General features: G+C 59.4%; 27 protein-coding genes and 2 tRNA genes. 13 read left to right on the top strand and 16 right to left on the bottom strand.

Annotation, left to right across the window (positions count from 1 at the left end; translation table 11 throughout):
- The first annotated feature begins 10 nt into the window (after positions 1 to 10).
- The 4 genes from ACSFE6_RS08015 (at position 11) to ACSFE6_RS08030 (ending at position 4,571) form a co-directional block, all read left to right on the top strand.
- Positions 11 to 87, top strand: a tRNA-Met gene (locus tag ACSFE6_RS08015).
- 218 nt (positions 88 to 305) lie between these two features.
- Positions 306 to 382: transfer RNA gene (locus ACSFE6_RS08020), tRNA-Met, on the top strand.
- Between the two features lie 257 nt (positions 383 to 639).
- Positions 640 to 3,282 (top strand): bifunctional lysylphosphatidylglycerol flippase/synthetase MprF, encoded by a 2,643-nt coding sequence (gene mprF / locus ACSFE6_RS08025; RefSeq protein WP_435427100.1) that lies wholly within the window; start codon positions 640 to 642, stop codon positions 3,280 to 3,282.
- Positions 3,282 to 4,571 (top strand): AcvB/VirJ family lysyl-phosphatidylglycerol hydrolase, encoded by a 1,290-nt coding sequence (locus ACSFE6_RS08030; protein WP_435427101.1) that lies wholly within the window; start codon positions 3,282 to 3,284, stop codon positions 4,569 to 4,571. The genes mprF and ACSFE6_RS08030 overlap by 1 nt, the downstream gene beginning before the upstream one ends.
- Positions 4,572 to 4,752: 181 nt before the next feature.
- Here the strand turns inward: ACSFE6_RS08030 and ACSFE6_RS08035 are convergent, their stop codons facing one another.
- Together ACSFE6_RS08035 and ACSFE6_RS08040 are read right to left on the bottom strand one after the other, a co-directional pair.
- On the bottom strand, positions 4,753 to 6,654 hold the full coding sequence (locus ACSFE6_RS08035) for a potassium transporter Kup (RefSeq protein WP_435427102.1): 1,902 nt from the start codon (positions 6,652 to 6,654) through the stop codon (positions 4,753 to 4,755).
- Positions 6,638 to 6,970 carry a hypothetical protein gene (locus tag ACSFE6_RS08040; protein ID WP_435427103.1) on the bottom strand — a complete coding sequence of 111 codons (333 nt, stop codon included), beginning with the start codon at positions 6,968 to 6,970 and terminating at the stop codon, positions 6,638 to 6,640. The genes ACSFE6_RS08035 and ACSFE6_RS08040 overlap by 17 nt, the downstream gene beginning before the upstream one ends.
- Here ACSFE6_RS08040 and rimO point away from each other — a divergent pair.
- The 6 genes from rimO (at position 6,969) to tsaA (ending at position 12,269) form a co-directional block, all read left to right on the top strand.
- Positions 6,969 to 8,306 (top strand): 30S ribosomal protein S12 methylthiotransferase RimO, encoded by a 1,338-nt coding sequence (gene rimO, locus ACSFE6_RS08045; RefSeq protein ID WP_435427104.1) that lies wholly within the window; start codon positions 6,969 to 6,971, stop codon positions 8,304 to 8,306. The two genes, ACSFE6_RS08040 and rimO, sit on opposite strands and share 2 nt — an antisense overlap.
- A gap of 201 nt (positions 8,307 to 8,507) precedes the next feature.
- The gene (locus ACSFE6_RS08050; protein ID WP_435427105.1) at positions 8,508 to 8,981 is read left to right on the top strand and encodes a GNAT family N-acetyltransferase; all 474 of its coding nucleotides are present in this window, start codon (positions 8,508 to 8,510) and stop codon (positions 8,979 to 8,981) included.
- A 190-nt stretch (positions 8,982 to 9,171) separates the two neighbouring features.
- Complete coding sequence (locus tag ACSFE6_RS08055) at positions 9,172 to 9,882, top strand: rRNA pseudouridine synthase (protein ID WP_435427106.1); 711 nt, start codon at positions 9,172 to 9,174, stop codon at positions 9,880 to 9,882.
- Positions 9,883 to 9,957: 75 nt separating this feature from the next.
- Positions 9,958 to 10,428 carry a DUF1456 family protein gene (locus ACSFE6_RS08060; protein WP_435427107.1) on the top strand — a complete coding sequence of 157 codons (471 nt, stop codon included), beginning with the start codon at positions 9,958 to 9,960 and terminating at the stop codon, positions 10,426 to 10,428.
- A gap of 204 nt (positions 10,429 to 10,632) precedes the next feature.
- Complete coding sequence (locus ACSFE6_RS08065) at positions 10,633 to 11,403, top strand: SDR family oxidoreductase (RefSeq protein WP_435427108.1); 771 nt, start codon at positions 10,633 to 10,635, stop codon at positions 11,401 to 11,403.
- Between the two features lie 167 nt (positions 11,404 to 11,570).
- Positions 11,571 to 12,269 (top strand): tRNA (N6-threonylcarbamoyladenosine(37)-N6)-methyltransferase TrmO, encoded by a 699-nt coding sequence (tsaA, locus tag ACSFE6_RS08070; RefSeq protein WP_435427109.1) that lies wholly within the window; start codon positions 11,571 to 11,573, stop codon positions 12,267 to 12,269.
- 133 nt (positions 12,270 to 12,402) lie between these two features.
- Here the strand turns inward: tsaA and fpr are convergent, their stop codons facing one another.
- On the bottom strand, positions 12,403 to 13,182 hold the full coding sequence (gene fpr, locus ACSFE6_RS08075; protein ID WP_003443014.1) for a ferredoxin-NADP reductase: 780 nt from the start codon (positions 13,180 to 13,182) through the stop codon (positions 12,403 to 12,405).
- 133 nt (positions 13,183 to 13,315) lie between these two features.
- Here fpr and ACSFE6_RS08080 point away from each other — a divergent pair, with 133 nt between their 5' ends.
- A complete protein-coding gene (locus ACSFE6_RS08080; RefSeq protein WP_435427110.1) occupies positions 13,316 to 14,242 on the top strand; it encodes a LysR family transcriptional regulator in 927 nt (308 codons plus the stop codon).
- Here ACSFE6_RS08080 and ACSFE6_RS08085 read toward each other — a convergent pair.
- The 3 genes from ACSFE6_RS08085 to ACSFE6_RS08095 all read right to left on the bottom strand — a co-directional run bounded on the left by ACSFE6_RS08085 (position 14,239) and on the right by ACSFE6_RS08095 (position 16,261).
- Positions 14,239 to 14,601, bottom strand: coding sequence for a diacylglycerol kinase (locus tag ACSFE6_RS08085; protein WP_435427111.1), 363 nt, complete (start codon positions 14,599 to 14,601; stop codon positions 14,239 to 14,241). The two genes, ACSFE6_RS08080 and ACSFE6_RS08085, sit on opposite strands and share 4 nt — an antisense overlap.
- Before the next feature lie 75 nt (positions 14,602 to 14,676).
- Positions 14,677 to 15,327 (bottom strand): response regulator transcription factor ErdR, encoded by a 651-nt coding sequence (gene erdR / locus ACSFE6_RS08090; RefSeq protein WP_435427112.1) that lies wholly within the window; start codon positions 15,325 to 15,327, stop codon positions 14,677 to 14,679.
- 190 nt (positions 15,328 to 15,517) lie between these two features.
- On the bottom strand, positions 15,518 to 16,261 hold the full coding sequence (locus ACSFE6_RS08095; protein ID WP_435427113.1) for a tRNA-uridine aminocarboxypropyltransferase: 744 nt from the start codon (positions 16,259 to 16,261) through the stop codon (positions 15,518 to 15,520).
- Positions 16,262 to 16,446: 185 nt separating this feature from the next.
- On the opposite strand from ACSFE6_RS08095, the gene ACSFE6_RS08100 reads away from it, so the two are divergent.
- Positions 16,447 to 16,872: a PA3611 family quorum-sensing-regulated virulence factor gene (locus ACSFE6_RS08100; protein WP_435427114.1), complete on the top strand. Its 426-nt coding sequence runs from the start codon at positions 16,447 to 16,449 to the stop codon at positions 16,870 to 16,872.
- Here the strand turns inward: ACSFE6_RS08100 and ACSFE6_RS08105 are convergent, their stop codons facing one another.
- Positions 16,873 to 17,073 (bottom strand): hypothetical protein, encoded by a 201-nt coding sequence (locus ACSFE6_RS08105; protein WP_175389031.1) that lies wholly within the window; start codon positions 17,071 to 17,073, stop codon positions 16,873 to 16,875. It abuts the gene before it with no gap.
- A gap of 477 nt (positions 17,074 to 17,550) precedes the next feature.
- Between ACSFE6_RS08105 and ACSFE6_RS08110 the strand changes: the two genes are divergently transcribed.
- The gene (locus ACSFE6_RS08110) at positions 17,551 to 18,669 is read left to right on the top strand and encodes a TIGR00730 family Rossman fold protein (protein WP_435427115.1); all 1,119 of its coding nucleotides are present in this window, start codon (positions 17,551 to 17,553) and stop codon (positions 18,667 to 18,669) included.
- A 46-nt stretch (positions 18,670 to 18,715) separates the two neighbouring features.
- On the opposite strand, the gene recX is transcribed toward ACSFE6_RS08110, so the two are convergent.
- The 9 genes from recX to ACSFE6_RS08155 all read right to left on the bottom strand — a co-directional run bounded on the left by recX (position 18,716) and on the right by ACSFE6_RS08155 (position 25,976).
- On the bottom strand, positions 18,716 to 19,183 hold the full coding sequence (gene recX / locus ACSFE6_RS08115; RefSeq protein WP_435427116.1) for a recombination regulator RecX: 468 nt from the start codon (positions 19,181 to 19,183) through the stop codon (positions 18,716 to 18,718).
- An 8-nt stretch (positions 19,184 to 19,191) separates the two neighbouring features.
- The gene (recA, locus tag ACSFE6_RS08120; protein WP_433739041.1) at positions 19,192 to 20,250 is read right to left on the bottom strand and encodes a recombinase RecA; all 1,059 of its coding nucleotides are present in this window, start codon (positions 20,248 to 20,250) and stop codon (positions 19,192 to 19,194) included.
- An 83-nt stretch (positions 20,251 to 20,333) separates the two neighbouring features.
- Positions 20,334 to 20,834, bottom strand: a complete 501-nt coding sequence (locus tag ACSFE6_RS08125; RefSeq protein ID WP_435427117.1) for a CinA family protein — start codon at positions 20,832 to 20,834, stop codon at positions 20,334 to 20,336.
- A gap of 80 nt (positions 20,835 to 20,914) precedes the next feature.
- On the bottom strand, positions 20,915 to 21,451 hold the full coding sequence (locus ACSFE6_RS08130; RefSeq protein WP_435427118.1) for a lysis protein: 537 nt from the start codon (positions 21,449 to 21,451) through the stop codon (positions 20,915 to 20,917).
- Entirely contained in the window at positions 21,433 to 21,996 is a 564-nt protein-coding gene (locus ACSFE6_RS08135) for a glycoside hydrolase family 19 protein (RefSeq protein WP_435427119.1), read from the bottom strand. The genes ACSFE6_RS08130 and ACSFE6_RS08135 overlap by 19 nt, the downstream gene beginning before the upstream one ends.
- Before the next feature lie 155 nt (positions 21,997 to 22,151).
- Complete coding sequence (locus ACSFE6_RS08140) at positions 22,152 to 23,168, bottom strand: phage late control D family protein (RefSeq protein WP_435427120.1); 1,017 nt, start codon at positions 23,166 to 23,168, stop codon at positions 22,152 to 22,154.
- Positions 23,169 to 23,177: 9 nt separating this feature from the next.
- The gene (locus tag ACSFE6_RS08145; RefSeq protein WP_435427121.1) at positions 23,178 to 23,390 is read right to left on the bottom strand and encodes a tail protein X; all 213 of its coding nucleotides are present in this window, start codon (positions 23,388 to 23,390) and stop codon (positions 23,178 to 23,180) included.
- On the bottom strand, positions 23,383 to 23,766 hold the full coding sequence (locus ACSFE6_RS08150; protein ID WP_435427122.1) for a phage tail protein: 384 nt from the start codon (positions 23,764 to 23,766) through the stop codon (positions 23,383 to 23,385). Before ACSFE6_RS08150 ends, ACSFE6_RS08145 begins: the two co-directional genes overlap by 8 nt.
- Complete coding sequence (locus tag ACSFE6_RS08155; RefSeq protein WP_435427123.1) at positions 23,766 to 25,976, bottom strand: phage tail tape measure protein; 2,211 nt, start codon at positions 25,974 to 25,976, stop codon at positions 23,766 to 23,768. The genes ACSFE6_RS08150 and ACSFE6_RS08155 overlap by 1 nt, the downstream gene beginning before the upstream one ends.
- Positions 25,977 to 26,075 lie beyond the last annotated feature (99 nt).

The following is a 26,075-nucleotide window of genomic DNA, read 5'->3' on the forward strand; positions in this document are numbered from 1 at the left end:
GCCACACAGACGCGGGATGGAGCAGTCTGGTAGCTCGTCGGGCTCATAACCCGAAGGTCGTCGGTTCAAATCCGGCTCCCGCAACCAAACATCAAAAAAGGCTACTCGAAAGAGTGGCCTTTTTTGTGCGCGCGTGTTTTACCCGCTCGGCAGGCAGCTTTCACAATCTCAGAATGAAAACCCGTTCAGATTCCGAAACTTGAACCAGGCCTGCGACCGTTTGCCACGTTTTTACGTTTATTTGACCCGGTTCGGGATTAACGGTTGACACGCGGGCGTATCTCTATAGAATGCCGCCACACAGACGCGGGATGGAGCAGTCTGGTAGCTCGTCGGGCTCATAACCCGAAGGTCGTCGGTTCAAATCCGGCTCCCGCAACCAAACATCAAAAAAGGCTACTCGAAAGAGTGGCCTTTTTTGTATCTGTTGAAAAAGTCCTTTCGCAACAATGATCTGTCACTGTGTCGCCAGCCATTCGTGGTCACCAACGCACTGAGTTCAGACTATGCTGAATTGCAGCCTGAGCCATCGCCGACATCCGGTGAGAGGCGTTAATATTTGTGATTATTTTTTTCTACAGGGATTGGTAACTTGGCTGGATACCTCCATCCTGTCGCGCACAATCCAAGAGGTGATTGATGCGCGCCAACTCGTCTGAATCTCAAGACACCGTTACAGCAACACAACCTATCAAGGCAGAGCGGTTGCGGTTGCTTGATCGCGTCAGCAAATACCGTCAGCCCATCGGCCTGGCGGTCACGTTGCTGTTGTTTGCGATCGCGCTGATTGCCTGTCGCCACCTGCTGAGCGAACTCGATCTGGATGCCCTGCACGACTCGATCCTTGAAGTGCCCAAGCCTGCCCTGCTTGGCGCACTGGGCGCCACGGTGGCGGGCTTCATCATTCTGCTGGGTTACGAATGGTCGGCCAGCCGATACGCCGGCGTAAGCCTGGCACCACGCACCCTGGCACTGGGTGGCTTCACCGCGTTCGCCATCGGTAACGCCATCGGTCTTTCGATGCTATCGGGCGGCTCGGTTCGTTATCGTCTCTATGCACGTCACGGACTGGGGGCCACCGAAGTCGCCCACATGACACTGTTCGCCAGTCTCTCCCTCGGCTGCGCCCTGCCGCCACTCGCCGCGCTGGCAACGCTGAGCAATCTGCCTGGCGCTTCGGCGGCACTGGGGCTCTCCGAAACCTTGCTGGGCGCCATCGCTGTCGCCGTGCTGTTGCTGTTTACGGTGTTGGCGGTCGGCATATACCGACGGCGCCTGCCGGAACAGCCTTATCCCGATAATCTTCTGGTTCAGGTCGGCCGTCGCACTTTGCGCCTGCCGGGCCGACGCCTGACCTTCTTGCAATTGGTGATTACCGCGCTGGATGTGGCCGCAGCCGCGACCGTGCTTTACCTGTTGTTGCCGGAAGCGCCGCCCTTCGGTGCGTTTCTCCTGGTCTATCTGCTGGCGCTGGCCGCGGGCGTGCTCAGCCATGTACCGGGCGGTGTCGGGGTGTTCGAAGCGATTTTGCTGGCGGCCTTCTCCGACAAACTTGGTGCTGCGCCACTGGCGGCCGCCTTGCTGCTTTATCGCTTGATCTATGTTGTGCTGCCGATGCTGGTGGCGTGCCTGTTGTTGCTGATCAACGAAGGTCAACGCCTGTTCCAGACCCGCCAGACCCTGCGCGCCGCCTCAGGCCTGGCTGCGCCGATCCTCGCTGTCCTGGTGTTCCTGTCCGGCGTGGTACTGCTGTTTTCCGGTGCCACTCCGGAAATCGACACCCGCCTGGAACACATCGGCTTTCTGATCCCTCACCGACTGGTCGACGCCTCGCACTTTGGCGCCAGCCTGATCGGCGTACTGTGCCTGCTGCTTGCCCAAGGCCTGCGTCGCCGACTGTCGGCCGCCTGGATGCTGACCACCATTCTGTTGCTGGTCGGCGCCCTGCTCTCCCTGCTCAAGGGCTTCGATTGGGAAGAAGCCAGCCTGATGGTCCTGACCGCCGCCTTGCTGGGGGTGTTCCGGACTTCGTTTTATCGCCCCAGCCGCCTGACCGAACTGCCGTTTTCTCCGCTGTACCTGGTGGCCAGTGTTTGCGTGCTGGCCGCCTCGATGTGGCTGCTGTTGTTCGCCTATCAGGACGTCCCGTACAGCCATCAGCTCTGGTGGCAATTCACCCTCGACGCCGACGCGCCCCGTGGCTTGCGTTCGCTGCTAGGGGCCGCGGTGCTGCTGGTTGTGGTGTCCCTGACCTGGCTGCTGCGCACGGCACGCCCGGTCATCCACTTGCCGACACCCGATGAGCTGGAGCGTGCGAGCAAGATCCTCATGGCTTCGGCGCAACCGGATGGCGGCCTGGCCCTGACCGGTGACAAGGCGCTGCTGTTTCACCCCAACGACGAGGCGTTCCTGATGTATGCCCGCCGTGGCCGCAGTCTGGTAGCGTTGTATGACCCGATCGGCCCTGGCCAGCAGCGGGCGGAAATGATCTGGCAGTTCCGCGACCTGTGTGACATTCACCACGCCCGCCCTGTGTTCTATCAAGTGCGCGCGGAGAACCTGCCTTACTACATGGACATCGGCCTGACCGCGATCAAGCTCGGTGAAGAAGCCCGGGTCGATCTCAAGCGCTTTGATCTCGAAGCCAAGGGCAAAGAGATGAAAGACCTGCGCTACACCTGGAACCGTGGCACTCGCGATGGCCTGTCGCTGGAAATCTTCGAACCGGGCCAGGCGCCGATGGATGAGCTCAAGGTGATTTCCGATGCCTGGCTGACCGGCAAGAACGTACGTGAGAAAGGCTTCTCCCTCGGCCGTTTCAGCGATGACTACCTCAAATACTTCCGCATTGCGGTGATCCGTTTCGAAGGGCGCCCGGTGGCGTTCGCCAACCTGCTCGAGACCTACGGCCATGACCTGGCCAGCCTCGACCTGATGCGCGCGCACCCGGACGCCCCCAAGCTGACCATGGAGTTCATGATGGTCGGCCTGATCCAACACTATAAGAGTCACGGATACGCGCGCTTCAGCCTGGGTATGGTGCCGTTGTCGGGGTTGCAACCCCGTCGCGGTGCACCACTGACCCAGCGCCTGGGTTCGATGGTTTTCCGCCGTGGTGAGCAGCTCTACAACTTCCAAGGCTTGCGCCGCTTCAAAGATAAATTCCAGCCCGACTGGGAACCCCGTTATATGGCCGTACCCGCTGGACTCGATCCGCTGGTTGCCCTGGCCGACACTGCCGCCCTGATCGCGGGCGGCTTGACTGGATTGGTGAAACGCTGATGATTCAACGCTCCTTGCGCTACGTACTGGGCACGCTGGTTGTGCTGGCCCTGATTCTCGGTGGTGGCTACTGGTACCTGAAGCGCCCGGCCCCCGAACCGACCCTGGAACAACTGACACCGGCCGATGGCGCCGCGATGACCCGGGTCATTCCCGGCAACACGCCACGCGCCCAGGTGCTGGTGGCGGTCAACGAAGACCAGAAACTCAGCGACAAGCAATTGCTGACCCTGAGCCGCAGCGGCTCGGCGCAGATCGTCCAGGTGATCCTGCCCAAGGACTGCCTGCTGCAAAGCCGTGCCCTGCAATCGGGCCTGAGAGCACTCAACGGCCCGGCGACCCTGGTCAGCGGCATCGGCCCGGGTGCCGTGCTGGCTTGGCGCTGGTTATCCGAACAAAAGGATGACAAATCCCAGGCTGTTTCCGTGGACCTGGCCCTGGAAAAAGGTGGGTGCACCCATTTGCTGCCGAAAAGCGCCGCCCACGGCCACTGGCTGGTGGCATGGAACGACAACCCGGACGACACCAGCGCCGGTTTCGTGCGTGATCAACCCAATGCCGAAACCAGCATCAGCGACTACGACATCAACCTGCCACAAGTGCTGAACAACGAACTGCGCAAGATCCTCGTCGGTGGCGACAAGGCCGCGGGCGGCCTGCAGATTCCGGTGGTTGAAGTGCCAGCAGGTCAGGCCAAGGACACCGTGACCCTGTTCCTGTCCGGCGATGGTGGCTGGCGCGACCTGGACCGGGATGTCGCGGGCGAAATGGCCAAGATCGGCTACCCAGTGGTCGGCATCGACACCCTACGCTACTACTGGCAGCACAAAAGTCCCGAGCAGAGCGCCCTGGACCTGACCGAACTGATGCAACACTACCGCCAGAAGTGGGGCACCAAGCGCTTCGTCCTGACCGGTTACTCGTTCGGCGCCGATGTCTTGCCGGCCATCTACAACCGCCTGCCCGAAGCCGAACAGCAACGGGTCGACGCAATCATCCTGCTGGCCTTCGCCCGCACCGGCAGCTTCGAAATCGAAGTCGAAGGCTGGCTCGGCAACGCCGGCAAGGAAGCCGCCACCGGCCCGGAAATGGCCAAGCTGCCACCGGCCAAGGTGGTGTGCATCTTCGGTGAAGAGGAAATCGACGAAAGCGGCTGCACCGACAAGACGGCTGTAGGCGAAACCATCAAACTGCCTGGCGGTCACCACTTCGACGAGAACTACCCGAAACTGGCCCAGCGCCTGGTGGATGTGATCGAGAAGCGTCAGCCCAAGGTGGCTGAAGAGTGATCTGAGCCCAGCTCGCAAAAAGCCCCCGCCATCTCACGATTGCGGGGGCTTTTTCATTCAACGCCAACCCCCTGTAGGAGCGAGCCTGCTCGCGATGGTCGTCAACGATAACGCTGAACACCTGACACTCTGTGGTGATCTCAGGCTCATCGCGAGCATGCTCGCTCCTACAGAAACAGGTTTACATCTCCACCTGCGTCCCCAACTCAATCACCCGGTTCAGCGGTAGGTTGAAGAAGCGCAGGTTGCCGTTGGCGTTCTGCAACATGAAGGCGAACAGCGCTTCGCGCCAGCGGGACATGCCTTCAAGCTTGGAGGCAATGACTGTTTCACGGCTGAGGAAATATGTGGTGCGCATCGGACTGAAATCCAGCTGATCCAGATGACACAGCTTCAACGCCTGCGGGACGTCCGGCTCGTCGGTAAAACCGAAATGCAGGATTACCCGGAAGAAGCCTTCACCATAGGAATCGACCTCGAAGCGCCGGCTCGGCGGTACCCGCGGAATGTCTTCGTACACCACTGTCAGCAGCACCACTTGCTCGTGCAACACCTGGTTGTGCAGCAGGTTGTGCAATAGCGCGTGGGGCACGGCGTCCGGCCGCGCGGTGAGGAACACGGCGGTGCCTTGCACGCGATGCGGCGGTTGCACCGCGATGCTGCTGATGAAAATCGGCAGCGGCAGCCCGCCCTCATCGATGCGCTCTACCAGCAACTGTTTGCCGCGCTTCCAGGTGGTCATCAGCACAAACAAGGCGAAACCAGCGATCACCGGGAATGCGCCGCCCTGCACGATCTTCGGCACGTTGGCGGCGAAATACACACCATCGACCAGCAGAAACCCGAGACAGACCGGTACCGCGAGCACCGGCGGCCACTTCCACAGCAGCAACATCACTGCCGACACCAGGATGCTGGTCATCAGCATGGTGCCGGTCACCGCCACCCCATAGGCCGAAGCCAAGGCACCGGAGGACTCGAAACCGAGTACCAACAGCACCACGCCGACCATCAGCGACCAGTTCACCGCACCGATGTAGATCTGGCCCTGCTCGGCGCTGGACGTGTGCCGAATGTGCATGCGCGGAATGTAACCGAGCTGGATTGCTTGGCGGGTCAGGGAGAAGGCACCGGAAATCACGGCCTGGGAGGCAATCACCGTGGCCATGGTCGACAGACCGACCAAGGGAATCAACGCCCAGCTTGGCGCCAGCAGGTAGAACGGGTTGCGCGCGGCCTCCGGATCACCCAGCAGCAGTGCGCCCTGGCCGAAGTAGTTCAGTACGAGCGCCGGCAGCACCAGGATGAACCAGGCACGGGCGATCGGTTTGCGACCGAAGTGGCCCATGTCGGCGTACAGCGCCTCGGCGCCGGTCAATGCCAGCACTACCGCGCCAAGGATTGCTACGCCCATGCCCGGGTGCACGATGAAAAAGCGCACGCCCCACACGGGGTTCACCGCTTTCAACACTTCCGGGTGCTCGATGATGCCATGGACACCCAGCGCGCCCAGCACCACGAACCAGGTCACCATGATCGGCCCGAACAGAATGCCGATCCGCGCAGTACCATGGCTCTGGATCAAAAACAGTGCGACCAGCACGATCAATGATATCGGCACCACCCAGTGATCGATGCCGTCGAATGCCAAGCCCAGGCCCTCGATGGCCGACAGCACGGAAATCGCCGGGGTGATCATGCTGTCGCCATAGAACAGCGCCGCGCCGATCAGCCCGCAAACCACCAGCAAGGTGCGCAACTTGGCGTGTCCCGCCGCCGCTCGCCGGGCCAGCGCGGTCAAGGCCATAATCCCGCCTTCGCCCTGGTTGTCGGCGCGCAGCACGAACATCATGTACTTGATCGATACGACCCAGATCAGTGACCAGAAGATCAGCGACAGAATCCCCAACACACCGTCATGTGTGACCGGCACGCCGTAACCACCGGAGAACACCTCTTTGAGGGTGTACAACGGGCTGGTGCCGATATCGCCGTAAACCACCCCGACCGCCGCGACCAGCATACCGATCGGGCTCGCCGCCGAATGCCCGGCGTCTGCCGCGTGACTACTTGCCTGACCCATCCAACACTCCTGATTCCCAGACCGGCTTCTTCGAACGAAGCACTATGCTTTGTGATGCAGCATGCGCTGTTTTACCTGCTGTTACAGTCGTTTTGTTGACTGTAAAAAATCGGTAAAGCCCAACGGCGCGAAGCATAGCGCAGCACTCGTCGTATTTCCCTGCATAAAGCTGGTCAAGAGCGCTTACCATCGCTAGAATTGCGCACTTTTTGATCAGAGGCGCGAATAAGCGTCCGTCTGTCGCCTTGCCCCCGCCCCTGCTCTTATCGGCCAGAGGCAAGAGGCTGAAGGCGTCCCCAATACCGAGGTTAGACATGTCCACCACTCCTGCGCCGGCCAATCCAAAGGTTGGCTTCGTATCCCTGGGTTGCCCGAAAGCACTGGTCGACTCCGAGCGCATCCTGACCCAGCTGCGCATGGAAGGCTATGACGTCGTGTCCACCTACCAGGACGCCGATGTCGTGGTGGTCAACACCTGCGGCTTCATCGATTCGGCCAAAGCTGAATCCCTGGAAGTGATCGGCGAAGCCATCAAGGAAAACGGCAAGGTCATCGTGACCGGCTGCATGGGCGTCGAAGAAGGCAACATCCGCGACGTGCACCCAAGCGTGCTGGCCGTGACCGGTCCTCAGCAGTACGAGCAAGTGGTCAGCGCGGTGCACGAAGTCGTGCCGCCGAAGCAGGATCACAACCCGTTGATCGACCTGGTGCCCCCGCAAGGCATCAAACTGACCCCGCGCCACTACGCCTACCTGAAGATTTCCGAAGGCTGCAACCACAGCTGCAGTTTCTGCATCATTCCGTCGATGCGCGGAAAACTGGTCAGCCGTCCGGTGGGCGACGTACTCGACGAGGCCCAGCGCCTGGTGAAGTCCGGCGTCAAGGAGTTGCTGGTGATCTCCCAGGACACCAGCGCCTACGGCGTCGACGTGAAATACCGCACCGGCTTCTGGAACGGCGCGCCGGTGAAAACCCGCATGACCGAACTCTGCGAAGCCCTGAGCACCCTCGGTGTCTGGGTGCGCCTGCACTACGTTTACCCATACCCGCACGTCGACGAGCTGATCCCGTTGATGGCCGCCGGCAAGATCCTGCCGTACCTGGACATCCCGTTCCAGCACGCCAGCCCGAAAGTACTGAAGTCGATGAAACGCCCGGCGTTCGAAGACAAGACCCTGGCGCGCATCAAGAAATGGCGCGAAATCTGCCCGGACCTGATCATCCGCTCGACATTCATCGTCGGCTTCCCTGGCGAAACCGAAGAAGACTTCCAGTACCTGCTGGACTGGCTGACCGAAGCCCAGCTCGACCGCGTCGGCTGCTTCCAATACTCGCCGGTTGAGGGCGCTCCAGCCAACGACCTGGATCTGGAAGTGGTGCCGGACGACGTCAAGCAGGACCGCTGGGAGCGCTTCATGGCGCACCAGCAGGAAATCAGCTCGGCACGCCTGCAAATGCGCATCGGCCGTGAAATCGAAGTGCTGGTCGATGAAGTCGACGAGCAAGGTGCAGTCGGCCGTTGCTTCTTCGATGCCCCGGAAATCGACGGCAACGTGTTCATCGACAACGGCAGCAACCTCAAGCCAGGCGACAAGGTCTGGTGCAAGGTGACCGACGCCGACGAGTACGATCTCTGGGCCGAGCAGATCTAGTGGGAGCGAGCCTGCTCGCGAATCGTCAGCACATTCGACATCAAAGTTGACTGATCCGACGCAATCGCGAGCAGGCTCGCTCCCACATGAACTGCCCTGATTTCAAAGCCCTGCTCTTTTAACAAGATGCGGGGCTTTTTTACGGCTATCGTTTTGTGTGGAATGGATTCTCATCTCTAACAACACAAGGGGCAGACGGGCATGCGCCACCATTCGGTCATCCATACACCGAAACTGAGCGATTACGAAGAACTGACACAGGTTTGGGAAGCGTCAGTGCGCGCTACCCATGACTTTCTGCCGGACAGCTACATCGAGCTGCTAAAAAATCTGGTGCTGACCCGTTATCTCGACGCGGTCATGCTGATTTGCACAAGGGACTCGCGCCAGCGCATCACCGGGTTTGCCGGGGTCGCGGCAGGCAAGATCGAAATGCTGTTCATCGACCCGGCACATCGCGGCCAAGGCCTGGGCAAGCAGTTGTTGCGCTACGCCATGGAACACCTGAACGCCGATGAGTTGGACGTCAATGAACAGAACCCGCAAGCCCTGGGGTTTTACTTCAAGCAAGGGTTCGAGGTGATAGGCCGTTCGGAAGTCGATGGCATGGGGCAGCCGTATCCGCTGTTGCACATGCGTTTTCGCCAAGCGCATCAATTGACGCGCAATGGCTGACACAACAAGGAACCCTTGTGGGAGCGAGCCTGCTCGCGAAAGCGGTGTGTCAGCCAGCTGAGATGTTGAATGTTAATCCGCCTTCGCGAGCAAGCCCGCTCCCACAAAAAGCCCCTGCGGCAAAATGGTTCCGGGATTAACCGGCGCCAGGCAGGTACAATGCCAACCCCTTTTTTGTTACGGCCTAGTCATGACTGACCCGATTCGACTCTCCAAACGCCTCATCGAACTCGTCGGCTGCTCCCGTCGGGAGGCTGAGCTGTTCATCGAGGGCGGCTGGGTCACCGTAGACGGCGAAGTCATCGACGAGCCGCAGTTCAAGGTCGGCACCCAGAAAGTCGAACTCGACAAGGACGCCAAGGCCACCGCACCGGAACCGGTCACCCTTCTGCTCAACGTTCCCGCAGGCATGGACGCGGACACTGCCATGGCGAGCCTCAGCGCCGACACCTTGAGCGAAGAACACCGCTACGGCAAACGGCCGCTACGTGGCCACTTCCTGCGCCTGACTGCCAGCACCGATCTGCAACCCAATGCCAGCGGTTTGCTGGTGTTCACCCAGGACTGGAAGATCCTGCGCAAGCTCACGGCCGATGCCGCCAAAATCGAGCAGGAATATGTGGTCGAAGTCGAAGGCGACATGGTCGAGCATGGCCTTAACCGCCTACAACACGGCCTGACCTTCAAAGGCAAGGAACTTCCGCCAGTCAAGGCCAGCTGGCAGAACGAAAACCGCCTGCGCTTCGCCATGAAGAACCCTCAACCGGGCGTAATCGCCCTGTTTTGCCAGGCCGTCGGCCTGAAGGTCGTGGCCATCCGCCGCATCCGCATCGGTGGCGTGTCCATCGGTAAGGTGCCCCTGGGGCAATGGCGCTACCTGTCTGGCAAAGAGAAGTTCTAAGGCCTTTCACGCCGCCACACATAACGGCGACGCGCCTGTCCGCGTCGCCCACAGCTGAATATCAGGACTGCACACATGATTCATAACGACGTACTGCGCAGCGTGCGCTACATGCTCGACATCAGCGACAAGAAAGTCGTCGAGATCATCAAGCTCGGCGGCCTGGACGTGAGCCTGGCAGATGTTTTGACCTACCTGGACAAGAAAGAGGAAGACGAAGAAGGCTTCGTACGCTGCCCGGACGAGGTCATGGCGCACTTTCTCGACGGCCTGGTGGTCTTCAAGCGCGGCAAGGACGACAGTCGTCCGCCAATGCCCATCGAAGTGCCGGTGACCAACAACATCATCCTGAAAAAGCTACGTGTCGCTTTCGAACTCAAGGAAGACGACATGCACGCCATCCTCAAGGCCGCCGAGTTCCCGGTGTCCAAGCCTGAGCTGAGCGCACTGTTCCGCAAATTCGGCCATACCAACTACCGCCCTTGCGGCGACCAGTTGCTGCGTAACTTCCTCAAGGGCCTGACCTTGCGCGTACGCCCGCAGTAATCCGCCGTCTGTAGGAGCGAGCTTGCTCGCGATGGAGGTCAACGATAACGCGGGAAATCTGATGCCCCGCGGTGTCCTCTGGTTTCTCGCGAGCAAGCTCGCTCCTACAGGGCCGAATGGCCCTCCATTCCGCACGAAAATAGTGGCTCCGCTTCCGGCGGCTGACGACTAGGGTGTAGAGACCCTCAGCACTCAGGACTCGCCATGCACCCCTACTTTTCCCTGCAAGGCCGCACCGCTCTGGTGACCGGCGGTACCCGCGGTATCGGCAAAATGATCGCCAAGGCCTATGTCGAGGCAGGTGCCACCGTGTATGTCTGCGCCCGCGATGCCGAAGCCTGCCGGCAAACGGCTGACGAACTCGCTGCGTTTGGACAATGCCATGGCATGGCAGCCAATCTGTCCACCGAAGAAGGCGTGCTGCAATTGGCCACGCGACTGGGCGAACAGATCCCCCATCTCGACATTCTGGTCAATAACGCCGGCACCACCTGGGGCGCGCCCTTGGAAAACTACCCGATCAAGGGCTGGGAAAAGGTTATGCAGCTCAACGTGACGTCTGTCTTCAACTGCATCCAGCAATTCCTGCCACTGCTGCGCAAGGCCGGCTCACCGGCGAATCCGGCTCGGGTCATCAATATCGGTTCGGTAGCCGGGATTTCATCCTTTGGCGAACAGGCCTATGCCTACGGACCGAGTAAAGCGGCCCTGCATCAGCTATCACGGATTCTGGCGCGGGAACTGGTGAGCCAACACATTAACGTCAACGTGATCGCTCCGGGGCGTTTTCCAAGCAAAATGACGCAGCACATCGGCAATGATGAACAGGCGCTGGCTCAGGACACGGCGTTGATCCCGATGAAACGCTGGGGTCGTGAGGAAGAAATGGCGGCGCTGGCAATCAGCCTGGCGAGCACGGCCGGGGCTTACATGACCGGGAATATTATTCCGCTGGATGGTGGTTTTAGTCTCTGAGACTGCGGCGCGGCCTTCGCGAGCAGGCTCGCTCCCACCGGTTTTTTTGACTGACCAGGATCTACTGTGGGAGCGAGCCTGCTCGCGAAGCCGTCCTGATAGGCACCACCGATACAAGGGCCGATCGGGTTATCATGCCCGCCTCTTCCCCGCCTCGACCCCAAACCATGACCTACAGCGTCTCCCCCATCGGCTTCGTACGCTCCTGCTTCAAGGAGAAGTTCGCCATCCCGCGCCAACCGCAACTGGCCCCGGCCGCACGCGGTGTCCTGGAATTGGTGGCCCCGTTCGATCAGGGCGATGCAGTGCAGGGCCTGGAGCAGGTCAGCCATGTCTGGCTGCTGTTCCTGTTTCATGAGGCCCTTGAAGAAAAACCACGCCTGAAAGTCCGCCCTCCTCGCCTGGGCGGCAACAAATCCATGGGTGTATTTGCCACCCGTGCCACCCACCGCCCCAACGGCATTGGTCAGTCAGTGGTCAAACTGGACAAGGTCGAAGCCGATCGCCTGTGGATATCCGGCATCGACTTGCTGGATGGTACGCCGATTCTCGACATCAAACCCTACGTGCCATACGCCGATATCATCAACAGCGCCTCCAACAGCATCGCCAGCGCCGCGCCGCAGCTAATTCCCGTGCAGTGGACCGATAGCGCACTGCAACAGGCTCAAGGGCACGCTCAACGCCTTGCAGAGCCCTTGATCGAGCTGATCGAACAATGCCTGGCGCAGGATCCGCGGCCGGCGTACCAGACACCCGCCCCGGAACGGGAATATGGCGCACAATTCTGGGATCTGGATGTGCGCTGGCACTACCCGACGCCAGATTCGATCCGGGTCCTTGAAGTTATCCCCGCGAAGGTCTGAACGCCGAAAACAACTGTGGGAGCGAGCCTGCTCGCGAAGGAGGCGTGTCAGTCGACATCAATGCTGACTGATACATCCTCTTCGCGAGCAGGCTCGCTCCCACAGGTAAAGCGAACCAGCCGTTGAGGCGGTCTTATTTCTCGACGAACGCACGCTCGATCAGGTAATCACCCGGCTCGCGCATACGCGGCGAGACTTTCAGGCCGAAGCTGTTGAGCACTTCACTGGTCTCGTCGAGCATGCTCGGGCTGCCGCACAGCATGGCGCGGTCGTCCTGCGGGTTGATCGGCGGCAGGCCGATGTCGCTGAACAGCTTACCGCTGCGCATCAGGTCGGTCAGGCGACCTTCGTTCTCGAACGGCTCGCGGGTTACGGTCGGGTAGTAGATCAACTTGTCACGCAGCGCCTCACCGAAGAACTCGTTCTGCGGCAAGTGCTCGGTGATGAACTCGCGGTAAGCGACTTCGTTGACGTAACGCACGCCGTGGCACAGGATCACTTTTTCGAAACGCTCGTAGGTTTCCGGGTCCTGGATGACGCTCATGAATGGCGCCAGACCGGTACCGGTGCTGAGCAGGTACAGGTGTTTACCAGGCTTCAAGTCATCCAGCACCAACGTGCCGGTTGGCTTCTTGCTGATGATGATCTCGTCGCCTTCCTTCAGGTGCTGCAACTGGGAAGTCAGCGGGCCATCTGGCACCTTGATGCTGAAGAACTCGAGATGCTCTTCCCAGTTCGGGCTGGCAATCGAGTAAGCGCGCATAAGCGGGCGGCCATTGGGTTGTTGCAGGCCGATCATCACGAACTGACCGTTCTCGAAGCGCAGGCCCGGATCACGGGTGCACTTGAAGCTGAACAGAGTGTCGTTCCAGTGATGAACACTGAGGACACGCTCGTGGTTCATGTTGCTCATGTACGGGGACTCCTGGAGATTGTCTGCGCATGCTCCGCGCTCTATGAACGGCGCGCAATTGCATCGCATTCTAATGGCAGTCACAATATCTGTTAAATGGATTATTAAGATAAGGGTTATCGGTTATATCGATATGCGATTTACTCTCCGTCAACTTCAAGTCTTCGTCGCCGTCGCCCAGCAGGAAAGCGTGTCCCGCGCTGCCGGGCTGCTTAATCTTTCGCAATCGGCGGCGAGTACGTCGATCACCGAACTGGAGCGCCAGTCCAGCTGCCAGCTGTTCGACCGTGCCGGCAAACGGCTGAGCCTCAACGCCCTCGGCAAGCAGTTGCTACCGCAAGCGGTGGCCATGCTCGATCAGGCCAAGGAAATCGAAGACCTGCTCAATGGCAAGTCCGGCTTCGGCTCATTGGCGGTGGGCGCTACCCTGACCATCGGCAATTACCTGGCCACCCTGCTGATCGGCGGTTTCATGCAGCGTCACCCGGAAAGCCAGGTAAAGCTCCATGTGCAGAACACTGCCAATATTGTGCAACAAGTGGCCCACTACGAAATTGATCTGGGTCTGATCGAAGGCGATTGCAGTCACCCGGACATCGAAGTGCAGAGTTGGGTGGAAGATGAACTGGTGGTGTTTTGCGCACCGCAACATCCCCTGGCCCAACGCGGTACAGCAACCATGGACGAACTGAGCCACGAAGCCTGGATTCTGCGCGAACAAGGCTCGGGGACGCGGCTGACATTCGATCAGGCCATGCGTCATCACCATAGTGCGTTGAACATTCGCCTGGAACTGGAGCACACCGAAGCGATCAAGCGCGCGGTGGAATCCGGCCTGGGGATTGGCTGTATTTCGCGATTGGCGCTGCGGGACGCGTTCCGCCGCGGCAGCCTGGTACCGGTAGAGACGCCGGACCTGGACCTGGCTCGGCAGTTTTACTTCATCTGGCACAAACAGAAGTACCAGACATCAGCGATGCGTGAATTCCTCGACCTGTGCCGCGCTTTCACCGCCGGGGTCCAGCGCAGCGACGAGATCGTATTGCCAGCGATCGCTTAAAGCAGAATCACGGCCCACACCAGCGCAATCATGGTCAACGCCACCAGTTGCGCGGCGCTGCCCATGTCCTTGGCGTTCTTCGACAACGGATGCCGCTCAAGGGAAATGCGGTCAATGGCCGCCTCCACAGCCGAGTTGAGCAACTCGACAATCAGGGCCAACAGGCAGACCGCAATCAGCAACGCCTGCTCGACACGACTGACGTCCAGGAAGAACGACAAAGGGATCAGGATGACATTGAGCAAAACCAGCTGCCGGAAAGCTGCTTCGCCGGTAAAGGCTGCACGCAGGCCATCAAAGGAATAGCCAGAAGCATTGAGGATGCGTTTCAGGCCGGTCTGGCCTTTGAAAGGGGACATAGAGTAGGCAACTGATCAAAAAAGAGTGGGAAAGCTAGATTAACCAAAGTCAAAAAAGCGTGAAGAAGCCAACCCTTAGTGGCTCGAAATTGACTCAAGTTGTTGCAGGAGCAACGCCGCCTGGGTTCGGGTTCGCACGTTCAGTTTACGGAAAATCGCGGTCACGTGAGCCTTGATGGTCGCCTCGGACACATTCAATTCATAGGCGATCTGTTTGTTCAGCAAACCTTCACACACCATGGTCAACACCCGGAACTGCTGTGGCGTCAGGCTGGCAAGGCCTTCGCTGGCCGCCTTGGCTTCATCGGAAACGCTGACCGCTTCGAATGCTTGCGGTGGCCAGTAGACGTCACCATCCAGCACGGCACGCACGGCCTTCTGGATCACGCTCAGGTCGCTGGACTTGGGAATGAAACCGCTGGCACCGAACTCACGGGACTTGACCATCACTGAGGCTTCTTCCTGGGCCGAGACCATCACCACCGGAATCTGCGGATATTGGCCGCGCAACAGCACCAGCCCGGAAAAACCGTATGCTCCTGGCATGTTCAGATCCAGCAGCACCAGATCCCAGTCGGCCTTTTCAGTCAGGCGCACTTCCAGTTCGGCAATGCTCGCCACCTCCACCAGACGGACATCCGGACCGAGGCCCAGGGTCAGCGCTTGATGCAAGGCAGAGCGAAAGAGCGGGTGGTCATCGGCAATCAGGATTTCGTATGTGGCCATTCTTCAAATGATCCTGTTCTTCAAACAACTCGAGGTACAGCCACGCAGCTGCACCAACAGGGCACGTTCAACACCAGTACACACGGCGTATCAAACTTTGGCCGCGCCCTAATCGGCGCCAAGCATGCCCAGCGAAGCCGGGGTGGTCAAGCTGGATGGCCAGTACAGTCTTTTGCAGTATGGGCGACAATCAGCCCACGGCAGGGGTGGCGTTCTGTATAAAAGGCAACAACTCGGCATGTGCCGGTGTTTCCACATCCAGTTCCAGCTGCCGCTTGGCATCGAGGTAATGCTGGCTGAACACATCGAAATAGGCGTCCAGCGCCGTTGCCGCTTGCACATCGCCCGCCAGATCAAGGCACAGCGCCGCGACTTCCGCGGTGCACAGATGCTCGCTGCGGGTCGATCGACGCAATTGATAGCGGGAGAGCTTTTCGGGCAGCAGGCTGAGGATCGGCAATCCATCGAAATAAGGGCTTTTGCGGAAAATCTTCCGGGCCTCGGTCCAGGTCGCGTCCAGCAGGATGAACAGCGGGCGCCGGGCACTATCCAATGCAACTGTGTTGGTTACGCGTTCGGGCTCGACATACTCTCCGGGAAATACAAGGTATGGCTGCCATTGCGGATCGGACAACAGTGCCAGCAACTGCTGATCGACTTCGGTCCTGGACCAGATGAACGCATGGTTATCACGTACCACGTCGGCGATCAGCCAACCGGTGTTGCTCGGTTTGAACACTTCTTTGCCGGTCATGATCAGGCAGACCCCGGATCGGGTCTCGACCTGCGGACGCCAGGCGCACAGGCAATGGCTCTCGATCACGCGGCAGGAACGGCAACGAGGTGCGCGCCAACCCCGGGCCTGAATCGGCTTGATACCTTCGTCTTCGCGCTGGTCGCGCAGGCGGGCGACGGCGTTGGGGGCATGGTTCATCGTGGACAACACCGGCAGACAGGGAAACTCGACACGAATGGCACTCAGGGCAATAAAGCCGGCAGTTTACCAGAGCCGTCGGCACAAGCCTGTACCGTCCAGACGGGCTCCCCTATAATTCGCCGCCACTGAACGCACAGTCACGTGACGGGTCGAACCACCAGTCACTGAACCAGGAGAGTTTCATGCTGCGCCTTATCGTCCCCACCGCTGCCATTCTGCTGGCGTCGTCCTTCAACGCTCAGGCTGCATCCTTGAGTGAGCAGAGTCTGAACAAAGAGCTGCGCAATGTCGCCGCGCAAAGCAGCGTCGGTACGCCGCGGGCGATCAATGAAGACATTCTTGACCAGGGCTACACCGTCGAAGGCAATACATTGATCAACCACCTGAGCGTACAGAGCAGCCACGCCCAGCAGATGCGCGCCGATCCAAAAGCGGTGTACTTTCAGCTTGGCGCCTCCGTATGCCGAAACGAGGGTTATCGCAAACTGATGAAGAAAGGCGCGATCATGCGTTACGACTTCACTGAGGTGAAAACCAATCGCGCGGTCGGCTCGGCAAGCTTCCAGGAATCGGATTGCCCGAAAGCCGCACCGACGAAGAAGAAGTAATTATCGGGATTTGGCGCGCCGCTGTTCGTCCTCGGCGCGCAGATCTGCTAGCAATGCCTGCAAGTAACGCGAGCGCCGCTCTGCCCCCTCCAATCGTCGGCAGCACTCTTCTTCGAGACTCACATGATTGGTCTCGGCTGATGACTTCAGCAATCGATACAGCTGTGTATCGATCTCTATTTCCAGAATGACTCTGGCCATGACTCCCGCCTCCTTGCACCTCGCTCTTGTTGAGCGATAAATCCCTCTACCGCCGGTACCGTGCGCCCTGCCGTTGACGCGAAGTTGTCTTTTCCTATCTGTAATTTAGTAAATCAGAGTGCAGGACAGGTGGTGCGCGTTCAGACGAGCGGCGAAACCACCTCGCGAATTGTCAATAAGCAGTTGCCAGTAAAGACTTTGCAGCGCAATGATCAAGCAAGCGCAAATCACTGCGAGGGTCTAGATTCAGGGTACCCATGTTCACTTTTTCAAGGCAGGAAAGGAGCTGCCCGTACGTGTTGTGTCATGCGAAGGTTTCTTTCACCCAAGGGAAAAACAGAGCCCGGATGGATGACCCGATAACCCGGGTCGAGTGGATCGCCCAGGCATGGGCCTGGGCAGACAGCGACACAGGAGTGTCGTGGCATCGACGCTTGTTTGTCGGGGCCAAGGGTTCTGTGCAGAAGGAGAAGTTGAATGCCTTACCAACCGAATGATCTCCTGAGCCGTCATTTTCAGGAGAGCGGCCACGACCTCATCACCAAGGTCGAAGAACAACTCAACCTGGTTTCGCCCAACAGCCCGAACATCCCCATCTACCGCGACATGATCCTGACCGTGCTGCGCATGGCCCAGGAAGACCACAACCGTTGGAATGCCAAGATCACCCTGCAGGCCCTGCGCGAACTGGAGCACGCGTTCCGTGTGCTGGAACAGTTCAAGGGACGCCGCAAAGTCACGGTTTTCGGCTCTGCCCGTACACCGATAGAACACCCGTTGTATGCGCTGGCCCGGGAACTCGGAGCCGCGCTGACTCGCTCGGACATGATGGTCATTACCGGTGCCGGTGGCGGCATCATGGCGGCGGCTCACGAAGGCGCCGGGCTGGCGAACAGCCTGGGCTTCAACATTACCCTGCCCTTCGAACAGCATGCCAACCCCACCGTTAACGGTACGACCAACCTGCTGCCCTTTCATTTCTTCTTTACTCGCAAGCTGTTCTTCGTCAAGGAAGCCGATGCACTGGTGCTGTGCCCAGGCGGGTTTGGAACCCTGGATGAGGCGTTGGAGGTGCTGACACTGATCCAGACGGGCAAAAGCCCACTGGTGCCAGTGGTGCTGCTCGATGCACCGGGTGGCCAGTTCTGGCAAGGCGCGCTGGACTTCATTCACCATCAACTGGAGGAAAACCGCTACATCCTGCCCACCGATATGAAACTGGTGAAACTGGTCTACAGCGCCGAGGACGCCGTCGAACACATCAACCAGTTTTACAGTAACTTCCACTCCAGCCGCTGGCTCAAGCATCAGTTCCTGATTCGCATGAACCACAAGCTCAGTGACCGGGCACTCGAGCACATGCAAGTGGCGTTTGCCGATTTGTGCCTGAGCGATCAATTCCACCAGCATGCCTACAGCGGTGAGGAACACGATGAAGCGCAGTTCAGCCATCTGGCTCGACTAGCCTTCGCGTTCAACGCCCGCGACCATGGCCGTTTGCGAGAATTGGTGGATTACATCAACCTGCCGGAAAACTGGGCACAACCGCTGCCCCAGGCACAACAACGCACGCGGGAGCCTTCAAAGGTTGTGTGAAGTACAAAAAAAAACGGCCCGCTATCGAAATAGCGAGCCGTTTCAGTCATTCGTCCATTCCCCGGCCACTGAACAAGCGGTTGATCATTTCCATGGAGTATCCCCGATACGCCAGGAACCTGCCTTGCTTGGCACGCTCCCGAGCATCTATCGGTAACTGCCCGGAGAACTTGCGTCGCCAGGTGTCTTCCAATTGCGCCTTCCAGTCGACACCGCACTCGCGCAAGGCGAGATCGATATCACTGCGCTGCAGCCCGCGTTGACTCAGCTCTTCGCGTATACGCAACGGGCCGTAACCGGAACGGGCACGGTAGGAAACGAAACTTTCGAGATAACGGGACTCGGAGAGCAAGCCCTCTTCTGTCAATCGGTCGAGTGCTGTTTCGATCATTTCGGGGAGAGCGCCGCGCTGACGCAGTTTACGCGTCAGCTCGACTCGACCATGCTCACGTCGCGCGAGCAGGTCCATTGCGGTTCGCCGCACCGCGACGAGTGTATCGAGTACGGCGGTCATTGGATCAATCAGATATCAGCGTCGACCAGATCGTCTTCGGTCTCTTTGACCGCAGAAGCCTTAGAGTCTGCTACGGCTGCCGGAGACAGCAATTTGTCACGCAATTGCTTCTCGAGCGCGGCAGCGACATCCGGGTTATCCGCCAGGTACTTGGCCGAGTTGGCCTTGCCTTGACCGATCTTGGTGCCGTTGTAGGCATACCAGGCACCGGACTTCTCGACGAAGCCGTGCAGAACGCCCAGGTCGATCATCTCACCATTGAGGTAGATACCCTTGCCGTACAGAATCTGGAACTCGGCCTGACGGAACGGCGAAGCGACCTTGTTCTTCACAACCTTGACGCGGGTTTCGCTACCGACGACTTCATCACCTTCTTTCACCGCGCCAGTACGGCGGATGTCCAGACGAACCGAAGCGTAGAACTTCAGCGCGTTACCACCGGTGGTGGTTTCCGGGCTGCCGAACATCACACCGATTTTCATACGGATCTGGTTGATGAAGATCACCAGGCAGTTGGCGTTCTTGATGTTACCGGTGATTTTACGCAGCGCCTGGGACATCAGGCGGGCTTGCAGGCCCACGTGCATGTCACCCATTTCGCCTTCGATTTCAGCCTTTGGCACCAGCGCCGCCACGGAGTCGACGATGATCACGTCAACCGCGTTGGAACGCACCAGCATGTCGGTGATTTCCAGGGCTTGTTCACCGGTATCCGGTTGGGAAACCAGCAGATCGTCGACGTTGACGCCCAGCTTGCCGGCGTATTCAGGGTCGAGGGCATGTTCGGCGTCGACGAAGGCGCAGGTCGCGCCGGCTTTTTGAGCCTGGGCGATCACGGACAAGGTCAGTGTGGTTTTACCGGAAGATTCAGGACCGTAGATTTCAACAATGCGGCCCTTTGGCAGACCGCCAATGCCCAGTGCGATGTCCAGACCCAGAGAGCCCGTGGAGATGGATGGGATCGCCTGACGGTCCTGATCGCCCATACGCATTACGGCACCCTTGCCGAATTGACGTTCGATCTGACCCAGGGCCGCAGCCAAGGCTTTCTTCTTGTTGTCGTCCATTAAAGTCCTCACGTAATCAATAAGGCCTGACGGCCAACACCTGTATAAGTAGCCAGTATTATTCCACAGCGTTGGAGGCTCGCCTACCCCTGATTTGAGATTTCTGCCGCGGTATAGCGCAGCAACCCCTCTAGCGCGGCCTTCACCGTTTGTCGGCGGACCTCGTCGCGGTCACCGGCAAAGTGCTGCAACTCGCTGTACACACGCTCGCCCGCCCCAAAGGCCAGCCAGACCGTGCCTACCGGTTTGCTTGGTGAACCGCCATCCGGCCCGGCGATACCACTGACCGCCACGGAAAAAAACGCACGGCTTTTCTCCTGGGCGCCCCTGGCCATCGCCTCGACCACCTCGCGACTGACCGCCCCCACCGTGGTGAACAACTCCACCGGGACATTCAATTGCAGGTTCTTCTGCAGATTGGAGTAAGTGACATAGCCGGCCTCGAACCACGCCGAACTGCCGGGGATACGGGTAATTGCCTCGGCAATCCCGCCACCGGTACAAGACTCCGCCGTGGAGACATGGGCGTTGAGCATCTGCAATTGCCTGCCAAGATCAGCGGCCAGTTGGGTGATTACTTTCACGGTCATCTCCTGTCGGTGCGGAATAAGACCTACCGTACACGAGCGCATCGCGCTTGCAAGTTACAGGGTCGATCAAAATGTTAGCGGATGAGCGCCGCCACATAAGCCTGACAGGCCTGCAAAGCAATCAATCCACGGTCGCCGGCATCGGTGATGGCGATAATTCGTCGAGCATGCGCCGGGTCAAGTCGGGCGCGTACTCCTCCATGATCCACGCTGCCGGTGCCGGAGGCGGCTGGCACTGTAGAGACCGGGGCTGCGCCGTTGCCATCGAGGAGGACTGACAGGCGCAGATCAGCAGTGGCAAGACGATCGCGCAGGCGATCCTGATCACGTTGAACATCGCTCAACACTCGGTAATGGGTTTGTTCACTGGCCGAAAGCCGTTGCTCGAGCGCCAGGCGTTTGTTTTGTTCGGCTTGTTGCTGCTTCGCCGCAAGCAGCGTCAGCTGATTCAGCGTTTCGCCGTGCAATCGTGTCTGCTCTGCCAATTGCCGACCGTAACGCCAGTCTTGAACACGCCAGGCCAGCGCTGCCGAGCCACCGGCTAACATGATCAATAATCCAGCCACGCCGAATATGCGTGGAGCCCCTGGGATCAGACTGAGGGCTGGCATAGCACCGCCCTCGCCCGTGCCCAGAGCTGTAAGCGATCCTGCAGCCCGTTCAGTCCACCGTTGATACGGCGAGTGATGTTGTTGAACTGGTCCCGGTCAGCCAATTCATTGAGGCCGTTCTGTTCCCAGAACCAGGCAGCGGATTCAGCGGCCCACTGCGGCTGCTCCAGCAATTCAGGCAATGTCAGCAGACGCTCGTCACCAAACAGTCCAAGGCTGCATTGGCGATAGTTGTTGCGACCGGTGATCTGGATCAGACCTCGGCCGCGAAAACGCTGGCCATCACCATCAGGCTCCGGCGTGTTGCCTAGACGCCCGGCAAGCGTACCGGTGTCGTATTTGCTCAAGTATTGATCGCTGCCCAGCTCTCGTACGTATTGCAACTGGCCCGACTCGTGACCGACTTGCGCCAGGAATGCCGCGATGCGCAAGGGCGTGTTGATGTTACGGTGAGCCATAGCGTCGTTGAGGGCTAAAACGAAAAAGCCCGCTTGAGAGCGGGCGTCGGGGAAAATCCTGAGTAACTGCTCCTTGGTGAGATGCATTGCTCGCTCCAGTGAGTAATGGATGAGATTCACAAGTTCGGGGTTGCGACTCAAACACAACGGTCACGCTGGCTATGGCTCGCCCCCCCCCCCCTGCTGACCACGAGATTACAGACCCTGTTGGTGAGGATGCCTTCTGCAATTGTTGCGTCGTGTTATGTCGTCGAGCCCAGGCAAGTCGCCGCGATTTTGCAACGATAGCTGTCCTTTCGACTGCCACTGGCCGTGACCTTGTCAATCGACCAGCGCCCGCGCATGAAATCGGGCCAGGTATCGTCCAGCACCACAATCCCTTCGGCAGACAAGGCCGGGTTGCCCGGACAATCGATCTGCACCTTGAGCGCCTCACGCATCATCCGGCGCACTTCACCTTCACAGGCTGCCTGGGCTTCCTCTGCATTCTGGCAACGCCGACGCACGCTCTTGAACGGAGCGATACCGCTTTCGACCACGCGTTCCTTCCCGGCAGCGGCGTCCCACCAGCTCATTTTGCAACCCTGGTATTTCGCCCGAGCGGTTTCATCGAGGGTAGCGGCGATGAATGCATGATCGTCCGGGTGATTGTTTGTCGTCACCGACAGTCGAACGCTCGGTAAGACTTTTCCCGACAGAGATTTGGCCTGACCGCGCCGCGCCAGCACGTAAAGCTCGTTGACCGGCTTGGCCACCGCGTCGTGAATCCACGCCAGACGCGTCAAAAATCCCATGTCGGTTTCGTTGGACTGGTCGACGTGTTCAATCTTGATCATCGCCAGATCGGGCGCGACACGGGGCGAAAATCCGTGGCGTGACGTCAACAGGCGAAACAACGCGCCGAGGGTCGTCGGGCCGTGACTGACCGATCGACGCTGCTTGAAACCTGTTTCATCCGCCACACTGAACGGTGCAGCCGTAGCCACGAGCGTTAAACGCAGGGGAAACAGAGTCGGTGTGCGCCGAGTGATGACGAACTCGCCCTTATCGACCAGCCCCGACTCCCGATAGCCGAGCCGCAGACCGATTTTCCCGTCAAGGCTTGGTAACCCTTGCAACCCTTCCAGATCGATCGACAGCGTGACTTGATCGGACTCGATTCCCGCCGCATCGACATGCTGCCAACTCAGTAATCGTTGGTTGAGCAGACTCGCATTGGCGCCATAAATTTCCACTGCCGGCGTAAATCCCAGTGACATGCTGCCTCCTTATTCCCAGGCGGAAAACGGTGTGGGCGCGATGGGTTTCGAGTCCACTTCAGGCAGGGTAATCCACACCCCCGCCGGCAATACCGGAGCGTGCTCGGCAAGCCCCGGATTGAGGCGCCATAGCGCTTCTTCGACGGCGTCGTCACACCTTTCGAGCTCGCGATACAGCAACAGATTGACCGAATCACCGGCAATACTTCGAACTCTACGCATTGGTGAACTCCGTTAATTCAATCACCCAATCGACCACCATGGCGGTGCCGTCATCAATGATGTTGCTTTGGGTTTCAGACAGGCTGGAGATCCGCCAAAGCCCCCAATTGCGGCCAATGCCATCGACCAGGGGCAAGGGAATGCACAATGCCTGCACCGCCCGCAGTTCATCGAGCCGATCCATGGCCGTCGCGTACATCGACTTGCCGGTAATCGTCAGGGATTGCAACCCCTGCCCCGTCTGGGCAGTTCTGGGTTTGCTGGTGAGAATATCGATGTTCATCCAGCCTCCGTCCGACTTGCGCACCATAGAGCTGTAGGCGAATTTTCTGGACAGGCCGAAGATGAAACTGCCCAGGACCATTTGCTGGCGCATTACGTACCTCCGTCGGTCAGGGCCGCGTCGCTTCGAATCGCGAGGGTGTTGGGCATGGTCAGCACGCCGAATTGCCCTGTGATCTGCTGCACGACCAGGTTCGCCAGTTGACTGGCACTGGCCTGATCCTGGCCATTGATGTAGATGTTTGCGGTCAACGCGTTTTGCTGATGGTTTGTCTGGGGGCTGCTGATGCGTTGACTGACTTGATCCGCAGCGGCGAGTCGATCGGCAGGGGCGGCAATTTTTTCGCCCAGCCATTCGCCGCCCCAACTGCCCGCCATACCGCCTAACAAACCACCAATCACCCCGCCGACCGCCGTGCCGAGAACGGGCACGAAGCTGCCAATCAACGCACCGGCAGCGGCTCCCGCATAGGTCCCCGCCAAACCGCCTCCGGCAGACCCCAGCGCACCGCCAAGTGCCTGGGTATCGCCCGATTTCAGAGCGCTGAGCGCGTCATAACCTGCACTCGCCAGCATCAGAGGCGCAACTCTGCCGGTGACCGCCGAGCCCATTCTGGCGGCCCCCAACAAACGACTGCCCATCGTCATGGGCGGCAACCTGTCAGCACTTTTTATAGTGGGTTTATTCGGCGCTTTGCTCGGGGCTGCTGTTTTCTTGCTGCCTTTTTTCCGATTGCCCTTTCGACGTTGTTCCTTGGGCTCGGCGGTCAAATCCCCCGCATCCGGAATTGGCCGTGCGCCAGCCAAAACAAGGAGCTTTGTCGCGGCTGCGGTGATGGCTGACGCCATCGCCACCTTGATCTGCGCGCCGCGCGCCAAAGCAAGGGCCCCCGCCAGCACCAACAATCCGGCTGTGGCTTTCGGCTGCGCTTGCGCGACCTCGCTCAAGCCATCGGCCAACGCAGCGAGCGATACCATCAATCCATCAGTCAACGGCGCCAGGGCATTGCCGCCAGCAATGAACATCCGGTTTTTACTGGCGTCCAACGCGTTCCAGCGCCCTTGTGAGGTTTCCCCCAGCGCTTGGGCGGTTTGCGCGACGGAGCCTTTGAATGCCGGTAATGTCGCATCGGCGTTCCGTTCGGACACCAGCAAAAGGCTCCGTTGAACATCTTCCGGTTTCTTCAGCAGCTCAAGAATTGCCGCGCTATCGTCGAACAACGTCTTCGTCAGCGAACGTTGCTCCTCGGCACTCTTGATCTTCAGCGCGTCAAGCACCCGCTTGATCGTTCCCGGACTGTCAGTGCGAAGTCCATCCGCCACGCTTCTGGCATTGAGTTCAATACCCGACCCGGGGTCCAGTCCATCGTTCAGTTCAGCCCAGGCCTTGCGTTGCTCCGCTGTCGCCGCGTCGCCTTTGGCCAATCCCGTGGCCAGGCTTTTCAACCCTGCGTCGGCACCGGCGGCACCCACGTTGCTGTTCAAAAATGCCGCGGCGAGGGCTGCTACCTGCTCCGCGCTCAGCCCCGCGGCGGTACCCGCTTCTCCAGAGCGCTGTACCACAGCGCCGACATCGGCCGCTTTGATATTCAGACCACTGTTGCCCAGGTGATTGACCGCGTCCGCCAGACTCAAGCTCTGTTCCCGGTCCAACTGCATCGAGGTGCGCCAGCACAACAGCATCTCACCCGCAGACTTCACATCGAGATTGAAGGCCGATGCCATCACCGCGCTGTCGCGTGTGAAGTCCAGCAGTTCGTTCTGTTGTCCTGCCGAGTCGAGGCCTTTACCGATGCCCCCCTTCACTGCCGCGAGTTCCACCTGAGCCAATTGCGCGACCGTCGCGCCACTGGGGGCAACCTGCTTGTCAGCCGCCATCTTCTGGAGAGATTCGGACAGTTTCTGCAGCGGTGCCTTATCGAGCTTCAATACTTGATTGAGCTCGACCATCGCCCATTCAGTTGCCATTGCCGACTTGAGCAATTCGGGCGGCGTACGCTGGTCTATCTCGGCCTTGAGCCTGGACTTCGGCTCACTGCCTGCCGCCGGCACCGAAGCATTCGCCTTGAGCGGCGATTGCTGCGCCGACAGGGCACCGTTCAACAATGCCAGGGTTTCACGGAGCTTGAGCTGCTCCGCCACCAGCAATCGAATATCCAGGCTGGCGGTGGTCAGTGCCAGGCTCAATCCCGACAATGTATCCTTGAAGCCGACAGGTCCCGACGCCTCGGACGCGCTACCTGATTGCGACAGTGCAAGGCTGTTGATGCTCGCACCGACAGGCGAATACTTGCTGTCTGCCATCCTCCTCTACTCCTCTTTCAACCCAAGCCGACTGATCGCGATGTCGTAGCGACGCATGGCCTTTGCGGCGTCCCATTCCAGAATTTCCGCTTCACTTAC

This window comes from Pseudomonas baetica (genome assembly GCF_051216495.1).
In the GTDB taxonomy this organism is placed as follows: domain Bacteria; phylum Pseudomonadota; class Gammaproteobacteria; order Pseudomonadales; family Pseudomonadaceae; genus Aquipseudomonas; species Aquipseudomonas baetica_B.

Coding starts and splice junctions, on each gene's coding strand:
- ACSFE6_RS08150 (WP_435427122.1), bottom strand. CDS start 23,766: ATGCGCCAGCAAATGGTCCTGGGCAGTTTCATCTTCGGCCTGTCCAGA.
- ACSFE6_RS08145 (WP_435427121.1), bottom strand. CDS start 23,390: ATGCGTAGAGTTCGAAGTATTGCCGGTGATTCGGTCAATCTGTTGCTG.
- ACSFE6_RS08095 (WP_435427113.1), bottom strand. CDS start 16,261: ATGAACCATGCCCCCAACGCCGTCGCCCGCCTGCGCGACCAGCGCGAA.
- ACSFE6_RS08030 (WP_435427101.1), top strand. CDS start 3,282: ATGATTCAACGCTCCTTGCGCTACGTACTGGGCACGCTGGTTGTGCTG.
- ACSFE6_RS08085 (WP_435427111.1), bottom strand. CDS start 14,601: ATGTCCCCTTTCAAAGGCCAGACCGGCCTGAAACGCATCCTCAATGCT.
- ACSFE6_RS08080 (WP_435427110.1), top strand. CDS start 13,316: ATGCGATTTACTCTCCGTCAACTTCAAGTCTTCGTCGCCGTCGCCCAG.
- ACSFE6_RS08035 (WP_435427102.1), bottom strand. CDS start 6,654: ATGGGTCAGGCAAGTAGTCACGCGGCAGACGCCGGGCATTCGGCGGCG.
- erdR (WP_435427112.1), bottom strand. CDS start 15,327: ATGGCCACATACGAAATCCTGATTGCCGATGACCACCCGCTCTTTCGC.
- mprF (WP_435427100.1), top strand. CDS start 640: ATGCGCGCCAACTCGTCTGAATCTCAAGACACCGTTACAGCAACACAA.
- ACSFE6_RS08100 (WP_435427114.1), top strand. CDS start 16,447: ATGCTGCGCCTTATCGTCCCCACCGCTGCCATTCTGCTGGCGTCGTCC.
- ACSFE6_RS08105 (WP_175389031.1), bottom strand. CDS start 17,073: ATGGCCAGAGTCATTCTGGAAATAGAGATCGATACACAGCTGTATCGA.
- ACSFE6_RS08055 (WP_435427106.1), top strand. CDS start 9,172: ATGACTGACCCGATTCGACTCTCCAAACGCCTCATCGAACTCGTCGGC.
- fpr (WP_003443014.1), bottom strand. CDS start 13,182: ATGAGCAACATGAACCACGAGCGTGTCCTCAGTGTTCATCACTGGAAC.
- recX (WP_435427116.1), bottom strand. CDS start 19,183: ATGACCGCCGTACTCGATACACTCGTCGCGGTGCGGCGAACCGCAATG.
- recA (WP_433739041.1), bottom strand. CDS start 20,250: ATGGACGACAACAAGAAGAAAGCCTTGGCTGCGGCCCTGGGTCAGATC.
- rimO (WP_435427104.1), top strand. CDS start 6,969: ATGTCCACCACTCCTGCGCCGGCCAATCCAAAGGTTGGCTTCGTATCC.
- ACSFE6_RS08140 (WP_435427120.1), bottom strand. CDS start 23,168: ATGTCACTGGGATTTACGCCGGCAGTGGAAATTTATGGCGCCAATGCG.
- ACSFE6_RS08110 (WP_435427115.1), top strand. CDS start 17,551: ATGCCTTACCAACCGAATGATCTCCTGAGCCGTCATTTTCAGGAGAGC.
- ACSFE6_RS08135 (WP_435427119.1), bottom strand. CDS start 21,996: ATGCATCTCACCAAGGAGCAGTTACTCAGGATTTTCCCCGACGCCCGC.
- ACSFE6_RS08060 (WP_435427107.1), top strand. CDS start 9,958: ATGATTCATAACGACGTACTGCGCAGCGTGCGCTACATGCTCGACATC.
- ACSFE6_RS08040 (WP_435427103.1), bottom strand. CDS start 6,970: ATGTCTAACCTCGGTATTGGGGACGCCTTCAGCCTCTTGCCTCTGGCC.
- tsaA (WP_435427109.1), top strand. CDS start 11,571: ATGACCTACAGCGTCTCCCCCATCGGCTTCGTACGCTCCTGCTTCAAG.
- ACSFE6_RS08050 (WP_435427105.1), top strand. CDS start 8,508: ATGCGCCACCATTCGGTCATCCATACACCGAAACTGAGCGATTACGAA.
- ACSFE6_RS08065 (WP_435427108.1), top strand. CDS start 10,633: ATGCACCCCTACTTTTCCCTGCAAGGCCGCACCGCTCTGGTGACCGGC.
- ACSFE6_RS08130 (WP_435427118.1), bottom strand. CDS start 21,451: ATGCCAGCCCTCAGTCTGATCCCAGGGGCTCCACGCATATTCGGCGTG.
- ACSFE6_RS08155 (WP_435427123.1), bottom strand. CDS start 25,976: ATGGCAGACAGCAAGTATTCGCCTGTCGGTGCGAGCATCAACAGCCTT.